This is a genomic window from Variovorax paradoxus (assembly GCF_030815855.1).
Classification (GTDB): Bacteria; Pseudomonadota; Gammaproteobacteria; order Burkholderiales; family Burkholderiaceae_C; genus Variovorax; species Variovorax paradoxus_M.
On sequence record NZ_JAUSXG010000001.1, the window covers coordinates 3,900,694 to 3,920,496 of the forward strand.

Below are 19,803 nucleotides of genomic sequence, written 5' to 3' on the forward strand. Positions count from 1 at the left end.
TTGTCTCAGCCGAGCGGCCCCTATGCCTCGCGCGTCCAGATCGGCCCGAAAGCCTGCCGCTCAATATCGGCCAGCGTCGGCGAATGGCCGGCCCACAGAACCAGCGCCGCTCCGGGCAGGCTCAAGGTGTGCTCGAGGTGACGGCAGAGCTGCCAGCGGTCTTCGTCGTCCATGCCCGGCAGGTCGACGAACACGATGTAGGCCCGGCGCCACGGAAATTCACGCAGCGTCTTGCGCACCAGCCAGGCCTGCGAAATGGGAAGGCACCGCGCCAGATCGGCCCGCAGTTCGCCCAGTTCGTAGTCGCTCAGGTCGTGCCGCGCGATCTGGCTGAAGAATGGCGTCTCGGTGATCTCCTCCCAAGCCCGGGCCTCGGCTTCTTCCGCCTCCTTGAGCCGGCCGCGCCACAGCTTGAGCGCCTCTTCGTCGTGCGCGCCGGCCTCGGGGTTCTCGAGCGCGGCCACGGCGTTTTTCGCGGCCCACCACCGGCTCGCCACACTGGCCGCGTGCAGGCGCTCGAGCACGGCAAGGCGCGATGCGCGATCTCGCACGGGGAGCATCTGGGCCATTCCCCGCAGGGCGCCCGGGTGTTCGGGAGCGATCCCGAGCACGCGTGCATAGCGGTCGCGCACCGGAGCCGCCGGATCGAGCCGCCGCTCGGAGTCCGCCCACTCGACCATTTCATCGGGCGTATTGCGTTCGCCCTGCGCGGCCAGCACCCCGATCCGTTCGCGGATGCGCGACCGGTGGGCGTGATGCTGCTTCCAGTCGGTGGCATGGGCGCGGCGCCATTGGTTGTCGAAATGCTCGATCCACTTCGCGCTGTCGGCCAGCATGCCCAGCGCCGGCTCGGTCGACCAGGGCGGCACTACGGCCTTCTGGCCGAGCGCCTCGAGCCGGTCGCGCAACACTGGGTGGGTGTCTTCGAGATCGCTGACGCGCCGCATGGCGTCACGGAGCGCCTGGCGCGCGAATTCGTCGCTGGGCGGCGTACCGGCAAGCTCTCTCAACGCCTTGAAAGGGCCCATCGGCTGGGGCTCCCGTTCGGCGCGTGCCCAATGCGAAGACCAGAATTCATCGGCGTACCAGCTCGCCTTGATCGCAATTTCCGTCAATGCGGCCGCGGCAACGGGCGTGCCCAGCAGCCGCCCCGAAATGCGGTCGGCCTCGTATTCGTCCTGTCGGGCGAGCGCGAAGGTCCGGGCCGCGAAGCGGGGGAAGTACCAGCGGAAGAAGCCTTGGGACACCAGCGCCATCACGCCTTCGTCGCGCTGCAGGCTGGCGTCCAGCTTGAGCCACGAGAGCCGCGTGCGATAGATCCAGGCGCTGAGCTTGCCGTGGTTGCCGCGCAAGTGCCCGTACTCGTGGGCAAGCACCGACAGCAGCCGCCGCCGGTCCAGCATCATCAGCAGCGGCAGGCCGATGCTGAGGGAATTGACCGCGCCGCCGAACAGCCCGAAACGGGGCACCTGCCGGATGCTGGCGTTGAACTCATCGTCGAGATAGACACGGTGGACCGGCGGCCCCTTGATCTTCTTGCGGATGCGGTCGAGCGCCTCGAACAACGCCGGGGCGTCCGCGCGCGAAAGCTCCCTGCCTTCGGGTTCGTCGAACCGCACCCAGAGCGCGCGCAGCGTGGCCCAGAGCAACCCAAGGGCAAACACCAGCAGCCACCCGCGCGTGAAGCTGAAACGGCCACGTCCGGCCGCCAGCGCGACCCAGGCGATGATGCCGACGGAGAGCGCCAGGCACGCCAGCACCCAGAGGTAGCCGAGCGCGGCAAAGGCCGCGACGCTGCGCCGGTAGCGCGCGCTGTCGTCTGCACTGGCATGCTCGCTCAGGCGGACAAGATGAACAAAATCAGCGCGATCCATCCGACTTTCCTCCACCTCACCGTTTTGAAAGAAGCAAGACCATGAACGACAACGGCCTGCCGCCGCTGATAGAGACACCTCCCGGCCGCTATCGCCACTACAAGGGCGGCGAATACGAAGTGCTGGGCACCGTGCGCCACAGCGAAACGCTGGAGCCGATGACGCTCTACCGCACCCTTTACGGCGACCAGGGACTGTGGGTTCGCCCGGCCGCGATGTTTGGCGAAACCGTGGACGTTGACGGTGTTCGCCAGTTGCGCTTCGCGCCGGTCTAGCTGTAGTTTCCCAAGAGGTTGTTCACCCGAGGTGAAGGAAGATGGAGGTTCTCACGCCAGCCAACCTCCCTCAGGACTCCCCGGATGAACATCCACAAGAATGCCTCAATGACACCCAAAGGTCGAGCACACCTGGTGCGCGAGATTGATCGCATCGGGCTCAAGCCGGCGGCTGCAGCCGCCGGCTTGAGCGAGCGCACTGCGCGCAAGTGGCACAGGCGCCATGCCTGCGAGGGAACGGGCGGGTTGTTGGACCGAAGCTCCCGGCCGCAGCGCTGTCCCCGGCGCAGCCAGGCCAGCAAGATCGAGCGAGCCGTGGCGCTGCGGCGCACCCAGCGGCTGACCTACGAGTGCATTGCTGAGCGCGTGGGCCTGTCGCGAAGCACTGTGGCGCGTGCGTGCAAGGCGGCAGGCGTGGCTCGCCTGCCCGCGCTGCAGGATGCGGTGCCGGTGCGCCGCTATGAGCGTCAGTCGCCCGGCGAACTGCTGCATCTGGACACCAAGAAGCTGGGGCGATTCGACAAGCCCGGCCATCGCGTCACGGGCGACCGCACGCAGAACACGCCGCGTGCCGGCTGGCAGGCGCTGCATGTGGCCATCGATGATCACTCCCGAGTGGGCTTCAGCCTGATGCTGGCCGACGAAACGGCCAAGAGCGCCTGCGCCTTCGTGCTGGGGGCGCTGCGCTATTACAAGACTTTGGGCGTCAAGGTCGAGCGCGTGATGACCGACAACGGCTCGGCCTACAAGTCGCGGCGCTTCGCCAAGCTGCTGCGCCGCCTGGGCATCAAGCACATCCGCACCCGGCCCTACACGCCCCGAACAAACGGCAAGGCCGAACGCTTCATCCAGACCTTGCTGCGCGAGTGGGCCTATGCCTTCATCTACCCAACCTCAGAGCACCGAACGCGTGAATTGCAGCCCTGGATGTACCACTACAACTTCCATCGGCCACACTCCGCTACTTCTCATCGCCCTCCCATCACTCGCCTTGGCTTCGACGGGAACAACGTGTTGAGAAACTACATCTAGCTGCTACTTATTCGATAGCGCCGACGCGTGTCAGCCGCAGCGAACGTCCGTCACGCGCCCGCGCGCATCCACGTCGAGGTTGAGGCGCCCGCCGTTGAGCTCCATCGTGACCGCCTCGCCGGGCTTCAGAGCCCGCACCGTCCCCGCACCGGCGCGAACGCGGGCCGCGGCTTCGAGCTGGGGCGACAACGGCTGGCCGACGGCAAAGCGCGCGCCATCGGCGTTGCACTGGAATACTGGCTCAGGCGCCGGAACAGCTGCAGCGGGGGCGGAAGTGCTGGTAGAGCCTTGGGTGGCGCAAGCCGTCGTCAGGACAGCGCCGGCAACGATGAACAGTAGTGATTGGGTTTTCAACTTGTCTTCTCCCGAAAACCCGCGAATATAAACAACTTTAACGAATGTGACTTGTTGTATCTGCAAGCCATTCGGCAATGGCGCGTGGATACAACTGATGCTCCTGCGCCAGCACGCGGCCGGCGAGCGTGGCGGCCGTGTCGTCCGGCAGCACCGGCACCACCGCCTGGGCCAGGATCGGGCCGTGGTCGAGCTCGGTCGTCACCTGGTGCACCGTGACGCCGGCCACCTTGCAGCCCGCGTCGATGGCGCGCTGGTGAGTGTTCAGCCCCGGAAACGCCGGCAGCAGCGAGGGGTGGATGTTGATCAGGCGCCCGGCGTAGCGGCCGACAAAGCCCGGCGTCAGGATGCGCATGAAACCCGCCAGCACCACCAGCGCCGGCGAATGCGCGTCGATGGCCTGCGCCAACGCCTCGTCGAAAGCCTCGCGGGTCGGGAATTCCTTGTGCGGAACCACGGCGGTCTCGATGCCACGCGTTCTGGCGAGCGCCAGCCCGCCGGCCTCGGCCTTGTTGCTGACCACCGCGGCAATGCGGGCGCCGAAACGCTCGGCCCAGCGGCCGCGCTCGGCGGCATGCACGATGGCCGCCATGTTGGAGCCGCCGCCGGAAATAAGGATCACGATGTTCTTCATGGGACGCGGGATTATCTGTGGTCGACTTGTCGCGGCGCGGACACCGGTTCGCAGCACGACCGTGCTAAAAATAGAAATTCCGGAGACACACCGCCCTCGGTGCGATGGCGGTGAACCGATCAACACAGCGAGGCACGCATGGATTTGAGCTTCACGCCCGAAGAACAGCAGTTCCGCGAAGAAATTCGCGCCTGGGTCAAGGACAACCTTCCCAAGGAAATTTCGCACAAGGTGCACAACGCGCTCGAGCTGACGCGCGACGATCTGCAAGGCTGGGCCAAGATCCTCGGCAAGAAGGGCTGGCTCGGCTACGGCTGGCCGAAGGAATTCGGCGGCCCCGGCTGGACCGCCATCCAGCGCCACCTGTTCGAGGAAGAGACCGCCCTTGCCGGTGCGCCGCGCATCGTGCCGTTCGGCCCGGTGATGGTCGCCCCGGTGATCATGGCTTTCGGCAATGCCGAGCAGCAGAAGCGCTTTCTCCCGGGCATCGCGAGCGGCGAAGTCTGGTGGAGCCAGGGCTACAGCGAGCCGGGGTCCGGCTCCGACCTGGCGTCGGTCAAGACCAAGGCCGAGCGACAAGGCGACAAGTACATCGTCAACGGCCAGAAGACCTGGACCACGCTCGGCCAGTACGGCGACTGGATGTTCAACCTCGTGCGCACCAGCAGCGAGGGCAAGCCGCAGACCGGCATCAGCTTTTTGCTGCTCGACATGAAATCGCCCGGCGTCACTGTGCGGCCCATCAAGCTGCTCGACGGCAGCCATGAAGTCAACGAGGTGTTCTTCGACAACGTCGAGGTGCCGGCCGAAAACCTGATCGGCGAAGAAAACAAGGGCTGGACCTACGCCAAGCACCTGCTCTCGCACGAGCGCACCAACATCGCCGACGTGAACCGCGCCAAGCGCGAACTCGAGCGCCTGAAGCGCATCGCCAAGAGCGAAGGCGTCTACGACGACCTGCGCTTCCGCGACGAAATCGCCAAGCTCGAAGTCGATATCGTCGCGCTCGAGATGATGGTGCTGCGCGTGCTCTCGGCCGCCACTTCGGGCAAGAACTCGCTCGACGTCGCAGGCCTCTTGAAGATCCGCGGCAGCGAAATCCAGCAGCGCTACAGCGAACTGATGATGCTGGCCGGCGGCGCGTACTCGCTGCCTCTCGTCCGCGAAGCGATGGAGGCCGGCTGGCAAGGCGACTTCCCCGGCGGCAACCCGGCCCTGGCACCGCTGGCATCGACCTTCTTCAACATGCGCAAGACCACCATCTACGGCGGCTCGAACGAAGTGCAGCGAAATATCGTCGCTCAAACCGTTCTCGGCTGAGGAGACAAGAACATGGATTTCAATTTTTCGGACGACCAGGAACAACTGCGCGACGCCGTTCGCAAGTGGGTCGACAAGGGCTATGGCTTCGAGCGTCGCCGCGGCATCGAGGCCAACGGCGGCTTCTCGCGCGAGGCCTGGGACGAACTGGCCGAGCTCGGCCTCGGCGGCCTCTACATCGCCGAAGACGACGGCGGCCTGGGCATGGGCCCCGTGGCCGGCATGGTCGTGATGGAAGAGCTGGGCCGCGGCATCGTGCTGGAGCCTTTCGCGCAGACGCTGATCGCCGGCGCCGTGCTCGGTGGCCATGCCGGCGCCGACCTCAAGGACAACTGGCTGCCCCGCATTGCGGGCGGCCAGGCCATCGTGGTGCTGGCCTACCAGGAGCGCAAGGCGCGCTACCGGCTCGACGTGTGCGAGGCCAAGGCCGTGAAGGCGGGCGGCGGCTGGTCGCTGACCGGCGCCAAGAGCGTGGTGCCGGTGGGCGACGAAGCCGACGCGTTCATCGTGCCCGCGCAGGCCGACGGCAAGATCGCCCTGTTCCTGGTCGAGCGCAGCGCCAGCGGTGTCGAGGCACGCGGCTACGGCACGCAGGACGGCGGCCGCGCGGCCGAGGTCGTGTTCGACAAGGCCGACGCCACGCTGATCACCGCAGACGGACTGGCGGCGCTCGAGTACGCGGTCGACGTCGGCATTGCAGCCACCTGCGCCGAAGCTGTGGGCGTCATGGACAAGACCGTGGCCCTCACGGTCGAGTACATGAATCAGCGCAAGCAGTTCGGCGTGACCATCTCGACCTTCCAGGCGCTGCGCCATCGCGTCGCCGACATGAAGATGCAGCTCGAGCTCGCTCGCTCGATGAGCTACTACGCCACGCTGAAGCTCAACGCGCCGGCCGAGGAGCGGCGCCAGGCGCTGGCGCGCGCCAAGTACCAGCTGGGCGTGTCGATGCGCTACGTTGCCGCGAACTCGGTGCAACTGCACGGCGGCATCGGCGTGACCGACGAATACATCGGCAGCCACTACTTCCGCAAGCTCACGCAGCTCGAAATGACCTTCGGCGACACGCTGCATCACCTGGGCGAAGTGTCGGCCCGCATGCAGGACGCCGCCGGCGTCTTCGCCTGATGGTGTTTTTCCCATAGCATCCAACGCCCGCCCGCCTCGTGCCGGCGGGCGTTTTTACTTGGAACCAGCCAGGAACAAAACAATGCCATCACGCCGCACTCTTCTCGCCTTCGGGCTCGCATCGACCGCCATGCTGACCGCTTGCGCCACAGCGCCTTCGCCCTCGTACGCCGAGCGCCCGCCGATCGTCTTCATGCACGGCAACGGCGATTCGGCCGCGCTTTGGCTGACGACGATCTGGCGCTTCGAGTCGAACGGCTGGCCGCGCGACCGGCTCTTCGCGGTTGACCAGCCCTATCCGCTGGCGCGCGACGACGATGCCGTGGCGCAGCCGGGCCGCAGTTCGACCACCGATTCGGCCGTCTTCCTGAAGGGCGAGGTCGACAAGGTGCTGAAAGCCACGGGTGCCGGCAAGGTGGTGCTGATCGGCAATTCGCGTGGCGGCAACACCATTCGAAACTACGTGCAGAACGGCGGCGGCGCGGCCGTCGTGAGCCACGTGGTGCTGGGCGGCAATCCGGCACACGGCATCTGGGCCGTGAAGGGCTTCCGCGAGAACAACGAGTTCTCGGGGCTCTCGGGGTTCATGCAGCAGCTCAATACGCCGAAGGGGCCGAACGGCGAGGAGGTCACGCCGGGCGTGAAGTGGCTCACGCTGCGTTCCGACAACAACGACAAGTACGCACAGCCCGACGGCCTGTGGATCGGCGTGCCGGGCCAGCCGACGAACATCGGCTTCGACGGGCCAGCACTCAAGGGCGCGACCAATGTCGTGCTACCGCGCGTGGATCATCGCGAGACCTCTTTCTCGCCCGCCGCATTCGCAGCGACCTGGCAGTTCCTGACCGGCGAGCCGCCGCGCAGCACGGCGGTGGCACCCGAGGCGAACGTTGTGCTCGACGGCCGGGCGGTGGGCGCGGAGAACCTGTCGCTCAACGGCGGACAGGTCACCGTGTACGCCGTCGATCCGGCCACGGGCGCACGGCGCGGTGAGGCGGTGCACAGCAAAAGCATCGGCGCCGACGGCCGCTGGGGTCCGCTCAACGCGCGCGGCGACACGGCCTACGAGTTCGTGCTCAGCGCGCCCGGCTACGGCATCACGCACATCTACCGCAGCCCGTTTGCGCGCAGCAGCCGCGTCGTGAACCTGCGGCCCGAACGCCTCGTGGCTGCCGACGGCAGCGCCCAGGCGGTCGTTGTCTTCACGCGTCCGCGCGGCTACTTCGATGCAGAGCGCGACACCATGCGCTTCGACGGCCAGAGCCCCCCGCCCGGGGTGCCGCCCAAAGGCTCCGGCGTGTCGAGCTCCAGAGTGCGGGTGACCACCGCGCAACCGCAGCGCGCCGTGACCGGTGAATTCAACGCGGAGCGCATCACGGGCCTGACCTGGCCTGCGGCGCAGCAGCACGTGACGGTGCTCGAATTGACGTATTGACCGATCCACGAGGGCCAAGGACATGAGCGACACGGCTTCTCCCTTCGTGCTGGCGACACGCGATGCACGCGGCGTTGCCACGCTGACGCTGAACCGCCCGACCTCGTTCAACGCCCTCTCCGAAGGCATGCTCGGCGCGCTCGAACAGGCGCTCGGCGAAATTGCGGCGGATGACACGGTGCGCGCCGTGGTGATCGCCGCGGCGGGCAAGGCCTTCTGCGCGGGCCACGACCTGAAGGAAATGCGCGCGGAGCCCTCGCTCGGCTACTACCAGCGGCTCTTCGAGCGCTGCGGCGCGATGATGCTGTCGATCCAGCGGCTCCCCGTGCCGGTGATCGCGCGCGTGCACGGCATCGCGACGGCCGCGGGCTGCCAACTGGTCGCGGTGTGCGACCTGGCGGTGGCCTCGAGCGAGGCGCGCTTCGCGGTCAGCGGCGTGAACGTGGGGCTGTTCTGCGCCACGCCGAGCGTTACCTTGTCGCGCAACCTCGGCCGCAAGGAGGCCTTCGAGATGCTCGTGACGGGTGAATTCATCAGCGCGCAGGAGGCCCGCGAAAAGGGCCTGGTCAACCGGGTGGCCGCGCCCGGCGAGCTCGACGCCGCGGTGGAGGCGCTGGTCGCCAGCATCGTCGCCAAGCCGCGCCAGGCGCTCGCGCTGGGCAAAGCCCTCTTCTATCGCCAGCTCGAAACCGGCATCGAGGCCGCGCTGGCCGACGCCAGCCAGACCATGGCCTGCAACATGATGGACGAGAGCGCGCTCGAAGGCGTTCAGGCCTTCATCGAGAAGCGCCCGCCCGACTGGAAACGCTAGGTGTCGTGCAGCCGCGAACTTTGCGGCAGGTGCGCCATCAGGAATTCCATCTGGTCCGCCAGGATGCGGCGGTTTCGCAGAATGAAATCTTCCCACAGGCTGGGCACGTAGGGCGCATACAAGAGCGGCATGTTGGCCTGCTCCGGCGTGCGGCTGCTCTTGCGGTGGTTGCACGGCTTGCAGGCCGTGACCACGTTCATCCAGGTGTCGATGCCCTTTTGCGCGAACGGAATGATGTGCTCGCGCGTGAGCTCGTCTTCGTGGAAATGCCCGCCGCAGTACGCGCAAACGTTGCGGTCGCGCGCAAACAGCTTGCTGTTGGTGAGCCCCGGACGCTGGGTAAAGGGGTTGATCCGCGGCACGCCCTTGGTGCCGATGATGCTGTTGATGGCAATCTGCGACTGCTGGCCGGTGATGGCGTTGTGGCCGCCACGGAACACAGCCACCTGCGCGCCCACCTCCCAGCGGACTTCGTCCGCTGCATAGTGGATGACCGCCTGTTCGAGCGATATCCATGACTGGGGCAGCCCTTGGGCCGACAGCTTCAAGACCTTCACCACACGCCTCCTCAAAAAGGGAAGAATCACGGAAAGACCAGGGACACGGAGCACGCCGGAGACCACTTCAAGCGACGCACTGAGTCACAATATACCGGCTTTGTGACAAAACGGCCTGATCTGCCCATTCGACGGGCAAAAGGCGCTATCAAAAAGATAATCACCGATGCAGGTTTTCCGCGGCTTCCGGCACCCGGGCGTGGCTCCGGCCTGCGCTCTCACCATAGGCAATTTCGACGGCGTGCACCGTGGCCACCAGGCCATGCTGGCGCTGCTGCAGACCGAGGCGCGCCATCGCGGGCTGCCCAGTTGCGTGCTCACGTTCGAGCCGCACCCACGCGACTATTTTGCCGCCGTCACCAAGAAACCCGACCTGGCGCCGGCGCGCATCGGCACCCTGCGCGACAAGCTGACCGAACTCGCGGCCTGTGGGGTGGCGCAGACCATCGTGCTGCCCTTCGATGGCCGCCTGGCGTCCCAGTCGCCCGAAGACTTCATCCAGAGCGTGCTGGTCGACGGCCTGGGTGCGCGCTATGTGCTGGTGGGCGACGACTTCCGCTTCGGCGCCAAGCGGGCGGGCGACTACGCCATGCTCGACGCGGCCGGCGATGCCCATGGCTTCGACGTGGCGCGCATGAACAGCTACGAAATATCGGACCCTCACGCGCGGCTGCGCCCCGCGGCCCCCCGAGAGGGCGCGCCCGTCTTGGGGCGGCCCGGCGACGGGCACGGCCTGCGCGTTTCCAGCTCGGCCGTGCGCGAGGCACTGGCCGAGGGCCGCATGGCCGACGCCCAGACCCTGCTCGGCCGGCCCTACACGATCTCGGGCCATGTGGTCCATGGCCGCAAGCTGGGCCGCGCGCTGGGCGCCTCCGCACCGGGCAAGGACGACGGTTTTCGCACGCTCAACCTGCGCTTCAAGCACTGGAAGCCGGCCGCCAGCGGCATCTTCGCGGTGCTGGTGCACGGGCTGGCCGAACAGCCGCTGCCCGGCGTGGCAAACCTCGGCGTGCGCCCCTCGCTGGACGCCAACGACGTCAATGCGGGCCGGGTGCTGCTGGAGACGCATTGCCTGGAGTGGCCCGCGCATCTGGGGGCCGAAGGAGCCTACGGTAAAATCGTCCGCGTGGAACTCCTGCACAAACTGCACGACGAATTGCGCTACACCAGCCTCGAGGCCCTGACTGCGGGCATCGCCAAGGATGGGCGCGACGCGCGTGCGTTCTTTGCCTCGACCCACGCCGAAACCCACCGCCAGACCACGCGCGACCGAATTTAGCCCTGCACGCCCCGTGCTGCCGCCCTTCGACAAGCTCAGGGCGAACGGCTTTTCTTCCGCACCGACCGCTCAATGCAGTTCGGGCTGAGCCTGTCGAAGCCCCCTCTGTTTCGCACCCCAACATGTCTGACGCTGCTTCCCCCACCGACTACCGTTCCACGCTGAACCTGCCCGACACCCCCTTCCCGATGCGCGGCGACCTGCCCAAGCGCGAACCGGGCTGGGTCAAGGAATGGAACGACGAAGGCCGCTACCACCGCCTGCGCGACGCGCGCCACGGCGCGCCCAAGTTCATCCTGCACGACGGCCCGCCGTACGCCAACGGCCAGATCCACATGGGCCACGCGGTGAACAAGATCCTGAAAGACATGATCAACAAGGCGCGCCAGCTCGAAGGCTATGACGCGCTCTACGTGCCCGGCTGGGATTGCCACGGCCTGCCGATCGAGAACGCCATCGAAAAGCAGTTCGGCCGCAACCTGAGCCGCGACGAGATGCAGGCCAAGAGCCGTGCCTACGCCACCGAGCAGATCGCGCAGCAGATGCTCGACTTCCAGCGCCTGGGCGTGCTGGGCGAGTGGGACCACCCGTACAAGACGATGGATTTCGCCAACGAAGCCGGCGAGCTGCGCGCCTTCAAGCGCGTGATCGAGCGCGGCTTCGTGTACCGCGGCCTCAAGCCCGTGTACTGGTGCTTCGACTGCGGCTCCTCGCTGGCCGAGTTCGAGATCGAATACGCCGACAAGAAGAGCCAGACCCTCGACGTGGCCTTCAAGGCGCACGACCGCGAGAAGGTGCTCAAGGCCTTCGAGACCGACCATACGATCCTCGGTGACATCTTTGCCGTGATCTGGACCACCACCGCGTGGACCATCCCGGCCAACCAGGCGATCAACCTCAACCCCGAGATCGAGTATTCGCTGGTCGACACCGAACGTGGCCTCTTGATCCTCGCCAACTCGCTGGTCGAGATGTGCATGACGCGCTATGCGCTCGACGGCAAGGTGCTGGCCACGGTCAAGGGCGAGAAGCTCGGCGGGCTCGAGTTCGAGCACCCGCTGTACGACGTCGACGCTGGCTACAAGCGCCTGTCGCCCGTGTACCTGGCCGACTACGCCACTGCCACGGACGGCACCGGCCTCGTGCACTCCTCGCCCGCCTACGGCGTGGACGACTTCAACTCCTGCATCGCCCATGGCGTGGCGTACGACGACATCCTGAACCCAGTTCAGGGCAACGGCAGCTACGCGCCCGACTTCCCGCTCTTCGGCGGCCAGAACATCTGGAAGGCCGTGCCGGTGATCATCGCCGCGCTGCGCGATGCCAACCGCCTGCTCACCACCGAGACGATCACCCACAGCTACCCGCACTGCTGGCGCCACAAGACGCCGGTGATCTACCGCGCCGCGGCGCAGTGGTTCATCCGCATGGACGAAGGCGAAGGCGTGTTCACCAAGGACAAGGCGCCCAAGACGCTGCGCCAGACCGCGCTCCAAGCCATCGAACAGACCAGCTTCTATCCGGAGAACGGCAAGGCGCGCCTGCACGACATGATCGCCAACCGGCCCGACTGGTGCATCAGCCGCCAACGCAGCTGGGGCGTGCCGATCCCGTTCTTCCTGCACAAGGATTCGGGCGAGCTGCATCCGCGCACGATGGAAATCCTCGACCAGGCCGCCGACATCGTCGAGAAGGGTGGCATCGAGGCCTGGAGCCGCGTCACGGCTCTAGAGATCCTCGGCGCCGAGGACGCGCCGCACTACACCAAGAGCACCGACATCCTCGAGGTGTGGTTCGACTCGGGCTCGACCTTCTATCACGTGCTGCGCGGCACGCACCCCAATGTGCACCACGAGACGGGGCCGGAAGCCGACCTGTACCTGGAGGGCCACGACCAGCACCGCGGGTGGTTCCACTCGTCGCTCCTGATCGCCTGCGCGCTGGAAGACCGCGCGCCGTACCGCGGCCTGCTCACGCACGGCTTCACGGTGGATGCCAAGGGCATCAAGATGAGCAAGTCGCTCAAGAACGGCATCGACCCGCAGGAAATCAGCAGCAAGCTGGGCGCGGAAATCATCCGCCTCTGGGTGGCCGCGAGCGACTACTCGGGCGACATCGCGGGCGACGACAAGATCCTGGCGCGCGTGGTCGACTCGTACCGCCGCATCCGCAACACGCTGCGCTTCCTGATGGCGAACACCAGCGACTTCGACATCGCGAAGGATGCGGTGCCGCTCGACCAATTGTTCGAGATCGATCGCTATGCGCTCGCGCGCGCATCGCAGTTCCAGGCCGAGATCCTCGCGCACTACAAGGTGTACGAGTTCCATCCCGTCGTGTCCAAGCTGCAGATCTACTGCTCGGAAGACCTGGGCGGTTTCTACCTCGACATCCTGAAGGACCGGCTCTACACGACGGCGCCGGGCTCGCTCGCGCGCCGCAGTGCGCAGACCGCGCTCTGGCACATCTCGCAAGCCATGCTGCGCTGGATGGCGCCGTTCCTGAGCTTCACCGCCGAAGAGGCGTGGAAGTTCGTGAACACGGGCAAACCGGGCGAATCGATCTTTGCCCAGACGTTCAGCCAGTTCGCCGCGCCCGACGAAGCACTGCTCGCCAAGTGGGGCCGCATCCGCGAGATCCGCGACGTGGTGAACAAGGACATCGAAGCCGTGCGCGCCGAAGGCAAGGTCGGTTCGTCGCTGCAGGCCAACCTGCAGCTCAGCGCAGCGGCGGAAGACTTCGCGCTGCTGGGCACGCTGGGCGACGACCTGAGGTTCGTCTTCATCACTTCCGCCATCGAACTGGCGGCGGGCGAGGCGCTGTCTACCGTGGTGAAGCCGAGCGCCGCGCAGAAGTGCGACCGCTGCTGGCACTACCGCGACGACGTGGGCCACGACCCGGCGCACCCGACGATCTGCGGCCGGTGCACGAGCAACCTGTTCGGTGCCGGCGAGCCGCGGAGCTTTGCCTGATGGCGGCCGCACGCTCCGCATCGGCATCGCGTTCGCGCGGTGGCAGCCTGGGCATCTGGCCCTGGCTCGGGCTGGCGGTGATCATCCTCATCATCGACCAGTTCACCAAGACGCTGATCCTGGGCTACTACAAGCTCGGTGACGCGACCTACGTGACGAACTTCTTCAACGTGGTTCGCGCGCACAACACGGGCGCCGCGTTCTCGTTCCTGGCCGACCATTCGGGGTGGCAGCGCTGGTTTTTCACGGCCATTGGCGTGGCGGCCGCGGTGTTTATCGTGTGGATGCTGAAGTCGCACGCGGGGCAGAAGCTGTTCTCTTTCGCGATGGCCTGCATCCTGGGCGGGGCGATCGGGAATGTGATCGACCGGATGATGCACGGCTACGTCGTCGACTTCCTGAGTTTCCATTGGGGGAACTGGTACTTTCCGGCCTTCAATGCGGCGGACAGTGCCATCACGCTTGGGGCGATCTGCCTGATCGTGGACGAGATCCGGCGGGTTCGTCGAGGGAAATGACGACTTGAGGGGCGCCGGGCCGGCGGTACGGCGCGGTCGGTCCCACTGTGCCGGCCCTTCGGGCTCTCCTGCGGTCTCGCGTTTAGCGGCGTCTCGCAGAACTCGCCTTCGGCTCAAACAGCTGCGAGCCCTGATCCGCGAAACGCGGCGCTCCTCGGCGGCACAGAGGGGCAGCACAGCCCACACCGCACCACCTACCGGACGCCTGTTGTGGGCTTGATGCCGCTCCCGTCGCCCCAATCCTCTCTTGAGGGAGCGGTAGAGAGGGAACCAAGTCCGACTCAGGGGGGCCATGCCTGGACCGCGCGCAACGCACGGCTGGTGACTCATTCAGCGGCTTCCGGCACATTTGAAGGCCCTTTTCCTTTCCACGGCAACGAGGCGCTGATCGGCTGAGCCCATACATGTGGAAAATGGGGGCGAAAACGAACTAAAACGAAAAGGATAGAAACCGGCACCCATGAAGCACCTTCTGAATCTGCTCGCCGCCGTCGCACTGCTCGTGTGGGGCACGCACCTCGTTCGCACGGGCGTGCTGCGCGTGTTCGGGGCCAACCTGCGCAAGATCCTGGTGCAGAGCATGCGCAACCGCTTCACGGCCGCGCTGTCGGGTATTGGCGTCACGGCGCTGGTGCAGTCGAGCACAGCCACGTCGCTGATGACCTCTTCCTTCGTCGGGCAGGGCCTGGTCACGCTGCCCGCGGCGCTGGCGGTCATGCGCGGCGCGGACGTGGGCACGGCGCTGATCTCGGTGCTGTTCTCGGCCGACCTTTCCTGGCTCTCGCCGATGTTCATCTTCGTGGGCGTGGTGCTCTTCATTTCGCGTTCGGCCAGCGTGGCGGGCCGTGTGGGCCGGGTGCTCATCGGCCTGGGGCTGATGCTGCTGGCGCTGCAACTGGTCGTGGAAGCCACCGAGCCGCTCTTCTCGGCACCGGCCGTGCGGGCCCTGCTGGCCTCGCTCAGCAGCGACGTGCTGCTCGAAATCACCATCGGAGCCATGCTGGCCATCGTGGCGTACTCGAGCCTGGCGGTCGTGCTGCTGGTGGCGGCCATGGCGAGCTCCCACGTGGTGCCACTGGATGTCGCGCTCGGGCTGGTGCTCGGGGCCAACCTCGGCAGCGGCCTGCTGGCCGTGCTGACCACCGCCAAGTCGGCGGTGCCGGTGCGGCAGGTCACGGTCGGCAATCTGCTTTTCAAGGCGCTCGGCGTGGCCATCGTCGCGCCGTTCGTCGGGCTCTGGCTGCGCTATGTGCAGCCGCACGTGCCGAATGCGACCCACGGCGTGGTGCTGTTTCACCTGGCGTTCAACGTGATCATCAGCGTGGGTTTCATCGGCCTCACGCAATGGGTCGCCAAGCTGGTCACCAAGATGCTGCCGGTGCCGCAGCAACCGACCACCTCCATGCGGCCGCACCACCTCGATCCCTCGGCGCTCTCGACGCCTTCGCTCGCCATTTCGAACGCCGCGCGCGAGGCGCTGCACCAGGCCGACATCGTGGAGACCATGCTCATCGGCATGCTCGACGTGATCCGCCACAACGACCTGCGCCTGTCGCAGGAACTGCGGCAGCTCGACGACACCGTGGACGAGCTGTACTCGGCCATCAAGTACTACATGACGCGCATCTCGCGCGAGGCCCTGGGCGAGGGAGAAAGCCGGCGCTGGACCGACATCATCAGCTTCACGATCAACATGGAGCAGATCGGCGACATCATCGAGCGCGTGATCATCGACATCGAAGACAAGAAGATCAAACCGCAGCGCAACTTCTCCGAAGCGGGCACGGCGGAAATCGTGGAACTGCACGGCCGGCTGGTCGCCAACCTGCGGCTGAGCATGAGCGTTTTTCTCAACGGCAACGTGCGCGATGCGCAGAAGCTGCTGGAAGAAAAAGCCCGCTTCCGCGATCTCGAACGCGCCTATGCCACGACCCACCTCGATCGGCTGTCAGACCGCACCACGCTGAGCATCGAGACGAGTTCGCTGCACATCGACCTGATCAGCGATCTGAAGCGCATCAACTCGCACATCTGCTCCATTGCCTATCCCATTCTGGAATCGGCGGGCGCGCTGGCGCCGAGCCGCCTGCGCGAATCGCGGCTGGGGAAGATCGAGGGCTGATTCGCCTGCCGGAAAAGAGGCTGCGAGCGGGTCAGTGCGCCGCGCCGAGCGGCGCGGCCGTGAACTGCTCCTGTCGGCGCCGCAGGCAGAAGTCGATCAGGTCGTCGATTTCCGTGGCTTTGTCGAACACGGCATCGGCACCCAACTGCGCGCATTTGCGGCGCATCTCCGGCGTGAGGTGGTTGCTGAGCACCACCATCTTCTGCGCCGGCTCCCGGTTGCGACACGCTTCGAGCACGCTGAAGCCCGTGCCGTCCTTCAGGAACAGGTCGACGATCGCCAAGTCCCACAGCGACAGGTTGCCTGTCAGCCAGCGCGTCCCTTCCTGTTCCGATTCCGCCTGTCCCACCGGATCGACCCGTGCCACCTCGCGCAGGGTGCCGATCAGGTTTTCGCGGATGGTGGGGTTGTCCTCGACGACGAAAGTTCTGACGGTATCCATGGCAGCGGCGTTTCTCGAGCTTTGATGGAGGCTACAAAGTGCGCCTGGCACAAGACGAAGGCATGACACGCCATCGCGGGTAGGACAACGCTGGCCTGCCGGCGGGCCAGCCATTGCGCATGTTCAGAGCGTCAAGATCGTGCAGCCGGTGGTCTTGCGCGCTTCCAGGTCGCGATGCGCCTGCTGCACGTCGGCCAACGCATAGCGCTGGTCGATCGGGATCTTCACCGCGCCGCTCTGGACCACCGCGAACAGGTCGTCCGCCATGGCCTGCGTGCTCTCGCGCGTGGCCATGTGCGTGAACAGCGTCGGCCGTGTCACGTAGAGCGAGCCCTTGGACGCGAGCGTGCCCAGGCTGATCGGCGGCACGGGGCCCGAGCCGTTGCCGAACACCGCCAAGAGGCCGAACGGGCGCAGGCAGTCGATGGAGCCTTCCCAGGTGTCCTTGCCGACCGAGTCGTACGCCACTTTCACGCCCTTGCCGCCCGTGATCTCCTTCACCCGGGCCGCGAAGTTTTCGGTGCTGTAGTTGATGGCATGCGCCGCGCCGTATTCGAGTGCGAGCTTGCACTTGGCGTCGCTGCCGGCGGTGCCGATCAGCCGAAGGCCCAGCGCCTTGGCCCATTGGCAGGCGATGAGGCCCACGCCACCGGCCGCTGCATGGAACAGGACGAAGTCGCCCGGTTGCAGGCCTTCCGCCGGCAGTGTCTTCTTCAGCAGGTATTGCGTGGTCAGGCCCTTGAGCATCATCGCCGCGCCGGTCTCGAAGGAGATGGCATCGGGCAGCTTGCACACGTTCTTGGCCGGCATCACGCGCAGCTCGCTGTAAGCGCCGGGCGGCTGGCTCGCATAGGCGGCGCGGTCGCCCGCCTCGAGGTGCGTGACGCCCTCGCCCACGGCCTCGACGACACCCGAGGCTTCCATGCCCAACTGCAAGGGCATCTGGAACGGGTAGAGGCCGCTGCGCTGGTAGGTGTCGATGAAATTCAGGCCCACGGCCTTGTGGCGGATACGGATTTCGCCGGGGCCGGGCTCGCCGACCTCCACGTCGACGATCTTCAGTTCTTCGGGACCGCCATGGCGGTCGATACGAACGGCTTTGCTCATCATCTTTGCAGTCTCCAGGCACACGGAAAAGAAGACGCGCATCGTGCCACGTTTGGCCTTTCCGCGGCGACGGCGGGCAATGCCCGCTAGAGTCGGCGGCCATGCAGACCTCGCAGCGCCTCACGCCTTCCACCGTCTTCCTGCTCACCGTGCCGCCGCTGCTGTGGGCCGGCAATGCCGTGGTCGGCCGCCTGGTGCGCGACCTGGTGTCGCCGCTCACGCTGAACTTCGTGCGCTGGGCGATTTCCTTCGTGCTGCTGCTGCCGCTCGCATGGCCGGTGCTGCGCGGCGCCAGCCCGATGTGGGTGCACTGGAAGCGCTACGCGGTACTGGGGCTGCTCGGCATCGGTTGCTACAACGCGTTTCAGTACCTGGCGCTGCAGACCTCCACGCCGATCAACGTCACGCTGGTGGGCTCCAGCTTGCCGCTGTGGATGCTCGCGACAGGCGCCCTCTTCTTCGGAGCCCGTGTCAGCGGGCGCGAAATCGGCGGCGCGCTGCTCTCGATGTTGGGCGTGCTGCTGGTGCTGAGCCGGGGCGAATGGCGGCAGCTGCTCGCGTTGCGCCTGGTGCCGGGCGATCTGTACATGATCCTCGGCACCATCGCCTGGGCGTTCTACAGCTGGATGCTGGTGCGCACGCGGGAGCCGCAAGCGGTGCGGCAGGACTGGGCCGCGTTCCTGATGGCGCAACTGGTATTCGGCGTCGCGTGGTCCGGCGTGTTCGCGGCCGGGGAGTGGACGCTGACCGACGCCCGCATCGTGATGGGCTGGCCCCTTTTCGCGGCCCTGGTTTTCATCGGCATCGGACCGGCCGTTCTGGCTTACCGCTGCTGGGGCAGCGGCGTCCAGCATGCGGGGCCGCAGGCGGCGAGCTTCTTCCTGAACCTTACGCCGCTGTTCGCCGCGTTGCTGTCGGCCGCCTTTTTGCGCGAACCGCCGCACTGGTACCACGGCGCGGCGTTTCTGCTGATCGCGGGCGGCATCGTGGTCTCGTCACGGCGCTGATCGGACAGCGCCCCTTTCAAGCGAACACCGCGGATCCGGCTTTGCCGGGTCGCTGGTGTTGCTTCAGGCAAGGAGCAGGAGCAGCGACACGAAGTGCGCGAAGCCTGGGGGCGAGCTCAATACGTGCCGGGGTAGGCGCCGCCGTCGGCCAGCACGTTCTGTCCGGTCATGTAGCCCGCCTGCAGGCTGCAGAGAAAGGCGCAGATGGCACCGAACTCGGCGGGCGTGCCGAAGCGCTTGGCCGGAATGTTCTTCTTGCGGGCTTCCCACACGGTGTCGAAATCCTGACCCGACTTCTGCGCCGCGCCGGCCATGGTGCCCTTCAGGCGGTCGGTGTCGAAGGAGCCGGGCAGCAGGTTGTTGATGGTCACGCCCTGCGCCGCGATGGGCGTACGTGCCACGCCCGCCACGAAGCCGGTGAGCCCGCTGCGCGCGCCGTTCGAGAGGCCGAGGATGTCGATGGGCGACTTCACCGAGCTCGAGGTGATGTTCACGATGCGCCCGAAGCCGCGCTTGGCCATGCCGTCGACCGTGGCCTTGATGAGTTCGATGGGCGTCAGCATGTTGGCGTCGACCGCCTTGATCCACGCCTCGCGGTCCCAGTTGCGGAAGTCGCCGGGCGGCGGGCCGCCGGCGTTGGTGACGACGATGTCGAACTCGTGGCCCAGTGCGAACACGGCCGCGCGGCCCGCTTCGGTGGTGATGTCCGCTGCCACGTGCTTGACGAACGGCGCGGGCGAACCGGCGGCCGCGGCGGCCAGCTTGGAAGCCGCGGCTTCGAGCGCCTCGGCGCCGCGCGCCACGATCACCACGTTGACGCCTTCGCGCACCAGCGCTTCGGCGCAGCCGTAGCCCAGTCCCTTGCTCGCGCCGCATACCAGCGCGGTCTTGCCTGCAATGCCCAAATCCATGTTGCTGCTCCTGAACTGCAGGGAC

At 66.6% G+C, this 19,803-nt stretch carries 18 protein-coding genes; 11 read left to right on the forward strand and 7 right to left on the reverse strand.

What is annotated here, in order from left to right:
• Positions 1-20 precede the first annotated feature (20 nt).
• Positions 21-1,874 (reverse strand): M48 family metallopeptidase, encoded by a 1,854-nt coding sequence (locus tag QFZ42_RS18775; RefSeq protein ID WP_307702404.1) that lies wholly within the window; start codon positions 1,872-1,874, stop codon positions 21-23.
• A gap of 41 nt (positions 1,875-1,915) precedes the next feature.
• Here QFZ42_RS18775 and QFZ42_RS18780 point away from each other — a divergent pair, with 41 nt between their 5' ends.
• Positions 1,916-2,149, forward strand: a complete 234-nt coding sequence (locus tag QFZ42_RS18780) for a DUF1653 domain-containing protein (protein ID WP_307702405.1) — start codon at positions 1,916-1,918, stop codon at positions 2,147-2,149.
• 84 nt (positions 2,150-2,233) lie between these two features.
• Positions 2,234-3,181, forward strand: coding sequence for an IS481 family transposase (locus tag QFZ42_RS18785; RefSeq protein WP_307702406.1), 948 nt, complete (start codon positions 2,234-2,236; stop codon positions 3,179-3,181).
• 30 nt (positions 3,182-3,211) lie between these two features.
• Here QFZ42_RS18785 and QFZ42_RS18790 read toward each other — a convergent pair whose 3' ends face one another.
• Positions 3,212-3,535 (reverse strand): I78 family peptidase inhibitor, encoded by a 324-nt coding sequence (locus QFZ42_RS18790; RefSeq protein WP_307702407.1) that lies wholly within the window; start codon positions 3,533-3,535, stop codon positions 3,212-3,214.
• Positions 3,536-3,572: 37 nt separating this feature from the next.
• A complete protein-coding gene (gene purN / locus QFZ42_RS18795) occupies positions 3,573-4,169 on the reverse strand; it encodes a phosphoribosylglycinamide formyltransferase (RefSeq protein ID WP_307702408.1) in 597 nt (198 codons plus the stop codon).
• Between the two features lie 138 nt (positions 4,170-4,307).
• Between purN and QFZ42_RS18800 the strand changes: the two genes are divergently transcribed.
• From QFZ42_RS18800 to QFZ42_RS18815, 4 genes are all read left to right on the forward strand, one after another.
• Positions 4,308-5,489, forward strand: coding sequence for an acyl-CoA dehydrogenase family protein (locus QFZ42_RS18800; protein ID WP_307702409.1), 1,182 nt, complete (start codon positions 4,308-4,310; stop codon positions 5,487-5,489).
• A gap of 12 nt (positions 5,490-5,501) precedes the next feature.
• Entirely contained in the window at positions 5,502-6,617 is a 1,116-nt protein-coding gene (locus QFZ42_RS18805) for an acyl-CoA dehydrogenase family protein (protein WP_307702410.1), read from the forward strand.
• Between the two features lie 82 nt (positions 6,618-6,699).
• A complete protein-coding gene (locus QFZ42_RS18810; protein ID WP_307702411.1) occupies positions 6,700-8,052 on the forward strand; it encodes an alpha/beta fold hydrolase in 1,353 nt (450 codons plus the stop codon).
• A 22-nt stretch (positions 8,053-8,074) separates the two neighbouring features.
• Positions 8,075-8,863 (forward strand): enoyl-CoA hydratase, encoded by a 789-nt coding sequence (locus tag QFZ42_RS18815; protein ID WP_307702412.1) that lies wholly within the window; start codon positions 8,075-8,077, stop codon positions 8,861-8,863.
• Here QFZ42_RS18815 and QFZ42_RS18820 read toward each other — a convergent pair.
• Positions 8,860-9,420 carry an HNH endonuclease gene (locus QFZ42_RS18820; protein WP_307702413.1) on the reverse strand — a complete coding sequence of 187 codons (561 nt, stop codon included), beginning with the start codon at positions 9,418-9,420 and terminating at the stop codon, positions 8,860-8,862. The genes QFZ42_RS18815 and QFZ42_RS18820 overlap by 4 nt on opposite strands.
• 166 nt (positions 9,421-9,586) lie before the next feature.
• Between QFZ42_RS18820 and QFZ42_RS18825 the strand changes: the two genes are divergently transcribed.
• From QFZ42_RS18825 to QFZ42_RS18840, 4 genes are all read left to right on the forward strand, one after another.
• Positions 9,587-10,699, forward strand: a complete 1,113-nt coding sequence (locus QFZ42_RS18825; RefSeq protein ID WP_307702414.1) for a bifunctional riboflavin kinase/FMN adenylyltransferase — start codon at positions 9,587-9,589, stop codon at positions 10,697-10,699.
• 122 nt (positions 10,700-10,821) lie between these two features.
• A complete protein-coding gene (ileS, locus tag QFZ42_RS18830) occupies positions 10,822-13,671 on the forward strand; it encodes an isoleucine--tRNA ligase (protein WP_307702415.1) in 2,850 nt (949 codons plus the stop codon).
• Complete coding sequence (gene lspA, locus QFZ42_RS18835; protein ID WP_307702416.1) at positions 13,671-14,189, forward strand: signal peptidase II; 519 nt, start codon at positions 13,671-13,673, stop codon at positions 14,187-14,189. The genes ileS and lspA overlap by 1 nt, the downstream gene beginning before the upstream one ends.
• Positions 14,190-14,649: 460 nt before the next feature.
• A complete protein-coding gene (locus tag QFZ42_RS18840) occupies positions 14,650-16,311 on the forward strand; it encodes a Na/Pi cotransporter family protein (RefSeq protein WP_307702417.1) in 1,662 nt (553 codons plus the stop codon).
• Positions 16,312-16,342: 31 nt separating this feature from the next.
• Here QFZ42_RS18840 and QFZ42_RS18845 read toward each other — a convergent pair whose 3' ends face one another.
• Positions 16,343-16,753 carry a response regulator gene (locus QFZ42_RS18845; protein ID WP_307702418.1) on the reverse strand — a complete coding sequence of 137 codons (411 nt, stop codon included), beginning with the start codon at positions 16,751-16,753 and terminating at the stop codon, positions 16,343-16,345.
• 123 nt (positions 16,754-16,876) lie between these two features.
• Entirely contained in the window at positions 16,877-17,860 is a 984-nt protein-coding gene (locus tag QFZ42_RS18850; protein WP_307702419.1) for a quinone oxidoreductase family protein, read from the reverse strand.
• A gap of 101 nt (positions 17,861-17,961) precedes the next feature.
• Here QFZ42_RS18850 and QFZ42_RS18855 point away from each other — a divergent pair, with 101 nt between their 5' ends.
• Positions 17,962-18,867 (forward strand): DMT family transporter, encoded by a 906-nt coding sequence (locus tag QFZ42_RS18855; RefSeq protein ID WP_307702420.1) that lies wholly within the window; start codon positions 17,962-17,964, stop codon positions 18,865-18,867.
• A 116-nt stretch (positions 18,868-18,983) separates the two neighbouring features.
• On the opposite strand, the gene QFZ42_RS18860 is transcribed toward QFZ42_RS18855, so the two are convergent.
• A complete protein-coding gene (locus QFZ42_RS18860; protein WP_307702421.1) occupies positions 18,984-19,778 on the reverse strand; it encodes an SDR family oxidoreductase in 795 nt (264 codons plus the stop codon).
• Between the last annotated feature and the right edge of the window lie 25 nt (positions 19,779-19,803).

What these genes read in the sequence shown, in the direction of transcription:
- QFZ42_RS18825 (WP_307702414.1), top strand. Translation starts at nt 9,587, where the DNA reads ATGCAGGTTTTCCGCGGCTTCCGGCACCCGGGCGTGGCTCCGGCCTGC.
- QFZ42_RS18815 (WP_307702412.1), top strand. Translation starts at nt 8,075, where the DNA reads ATGAGCGACACGGCTTCTCCCTTCGTGCTGGCGACACGCGATGCACGC.
- QFZ42_RS18840 (WP_307702417.1), top strand. Translation starts at nt 14,650, where the DNA reads ATGAAGCACCTTCTGAATCTGCTCGCCGCCGTCGCACTGCTCGTGTGG.
- QFZ42_RS18800 (WP_307702409.1), top strand. Translation starts at nt 4,308, where the DNA reads ATGGATTTGAGCTTCACGCCCGAAGAACAGCAGTTCCGCGAAGAAATT.
- QFZ42_RS18810 (WP_307702411.1), top strand. Translation starts at nt 6,700, where the DNA reads ATGCCATCACGCCGCACTCTTCTCGCCTTCGGGCTCGCATCGACCGCC.
- ileS (WP_307702415.1), top strand. Translation starts at nt 10,822, where the DNA reads ATGTCTGACGCTGCTTCCCCCACCGACTACCGTTCCACGCTGAACCTG.
- QFZ42_RS18855 (WP_307702420.1), top strand. Translation starts at nt 17,962, where the DNA reads ATGCAGACCTCGCAGCGCCTCACGCCTTCCACCGTCTTCCTGCTCACC.
- QFZ42_RS18785 (WP_307702406.1), top strand. Translation starts at nt 2,234, where the DNA reads ATGAACATCCACAAGAATGCCTCAATGACACCCAAAGGTCGAGCACAC.
- QFZ42_RS18780 (WP_307702405.1), top strand. Translation starts at nt 1,916, where the DNA reads ATGAACGACAACGGCCTGCCGCCGCTGATAGAGACACCTCCCGGCCGC.
- QFZ42_RS18860 (WP_307702421.1), bottom strand. Translation starts at nt 19,778, where the DNA reads ATGGATTTGGGCATTGCAGGCAAGACCGCGCTGGTATGCGGCGCGAGC.
- QFZ42_RS18850 (WP_307702419.1), bottom strand. Translation starts at nt 17,860, where the DNA reads ATGAGCAAAGCCGTTCGTATCGACCGCCATGGCGGTCCCGAAGAACTG.
- QFZ42_RS18845 (WP_307702418.1), bottom strand. Translation starts at nt 16,753, where the DNA reads ATGGATACCGTCAGAACTTTCGTCGTCGAGGACAACCCCACCATCCGC.
- purN (WP_307702408.1), bottom strand. Translation starts at nt 4,169, where the DNA reads ATGAAGAACATCGTGATCCTTATTTCCGGCGGCGGCTCCAACATGGCG.
- QFZ42_RS18805 (WP_307702410.1), top strand. Translation starts at nt 5,502, where the DNA reads ATGGATTTCAATTTTTCGGACGACCAGGAACAACTGCGCGACGCCGTT.
- lspA (WP_307702416.1), top strand. Translation starts at nt 13,671, where the DNA reads ATGGCGGCCGCACGCTCCGCATCGGCATCGCGTTCGCGCGGTGGCAGC.
- QFZ42_RS18775 (WP_307702404.1), bottom strand. Translation starts at nt 1,874, where the DNA reads ATGGATCGCGCTGATTTTGTTCATCTTGTCCGCCTGAGCGAGCATGCC.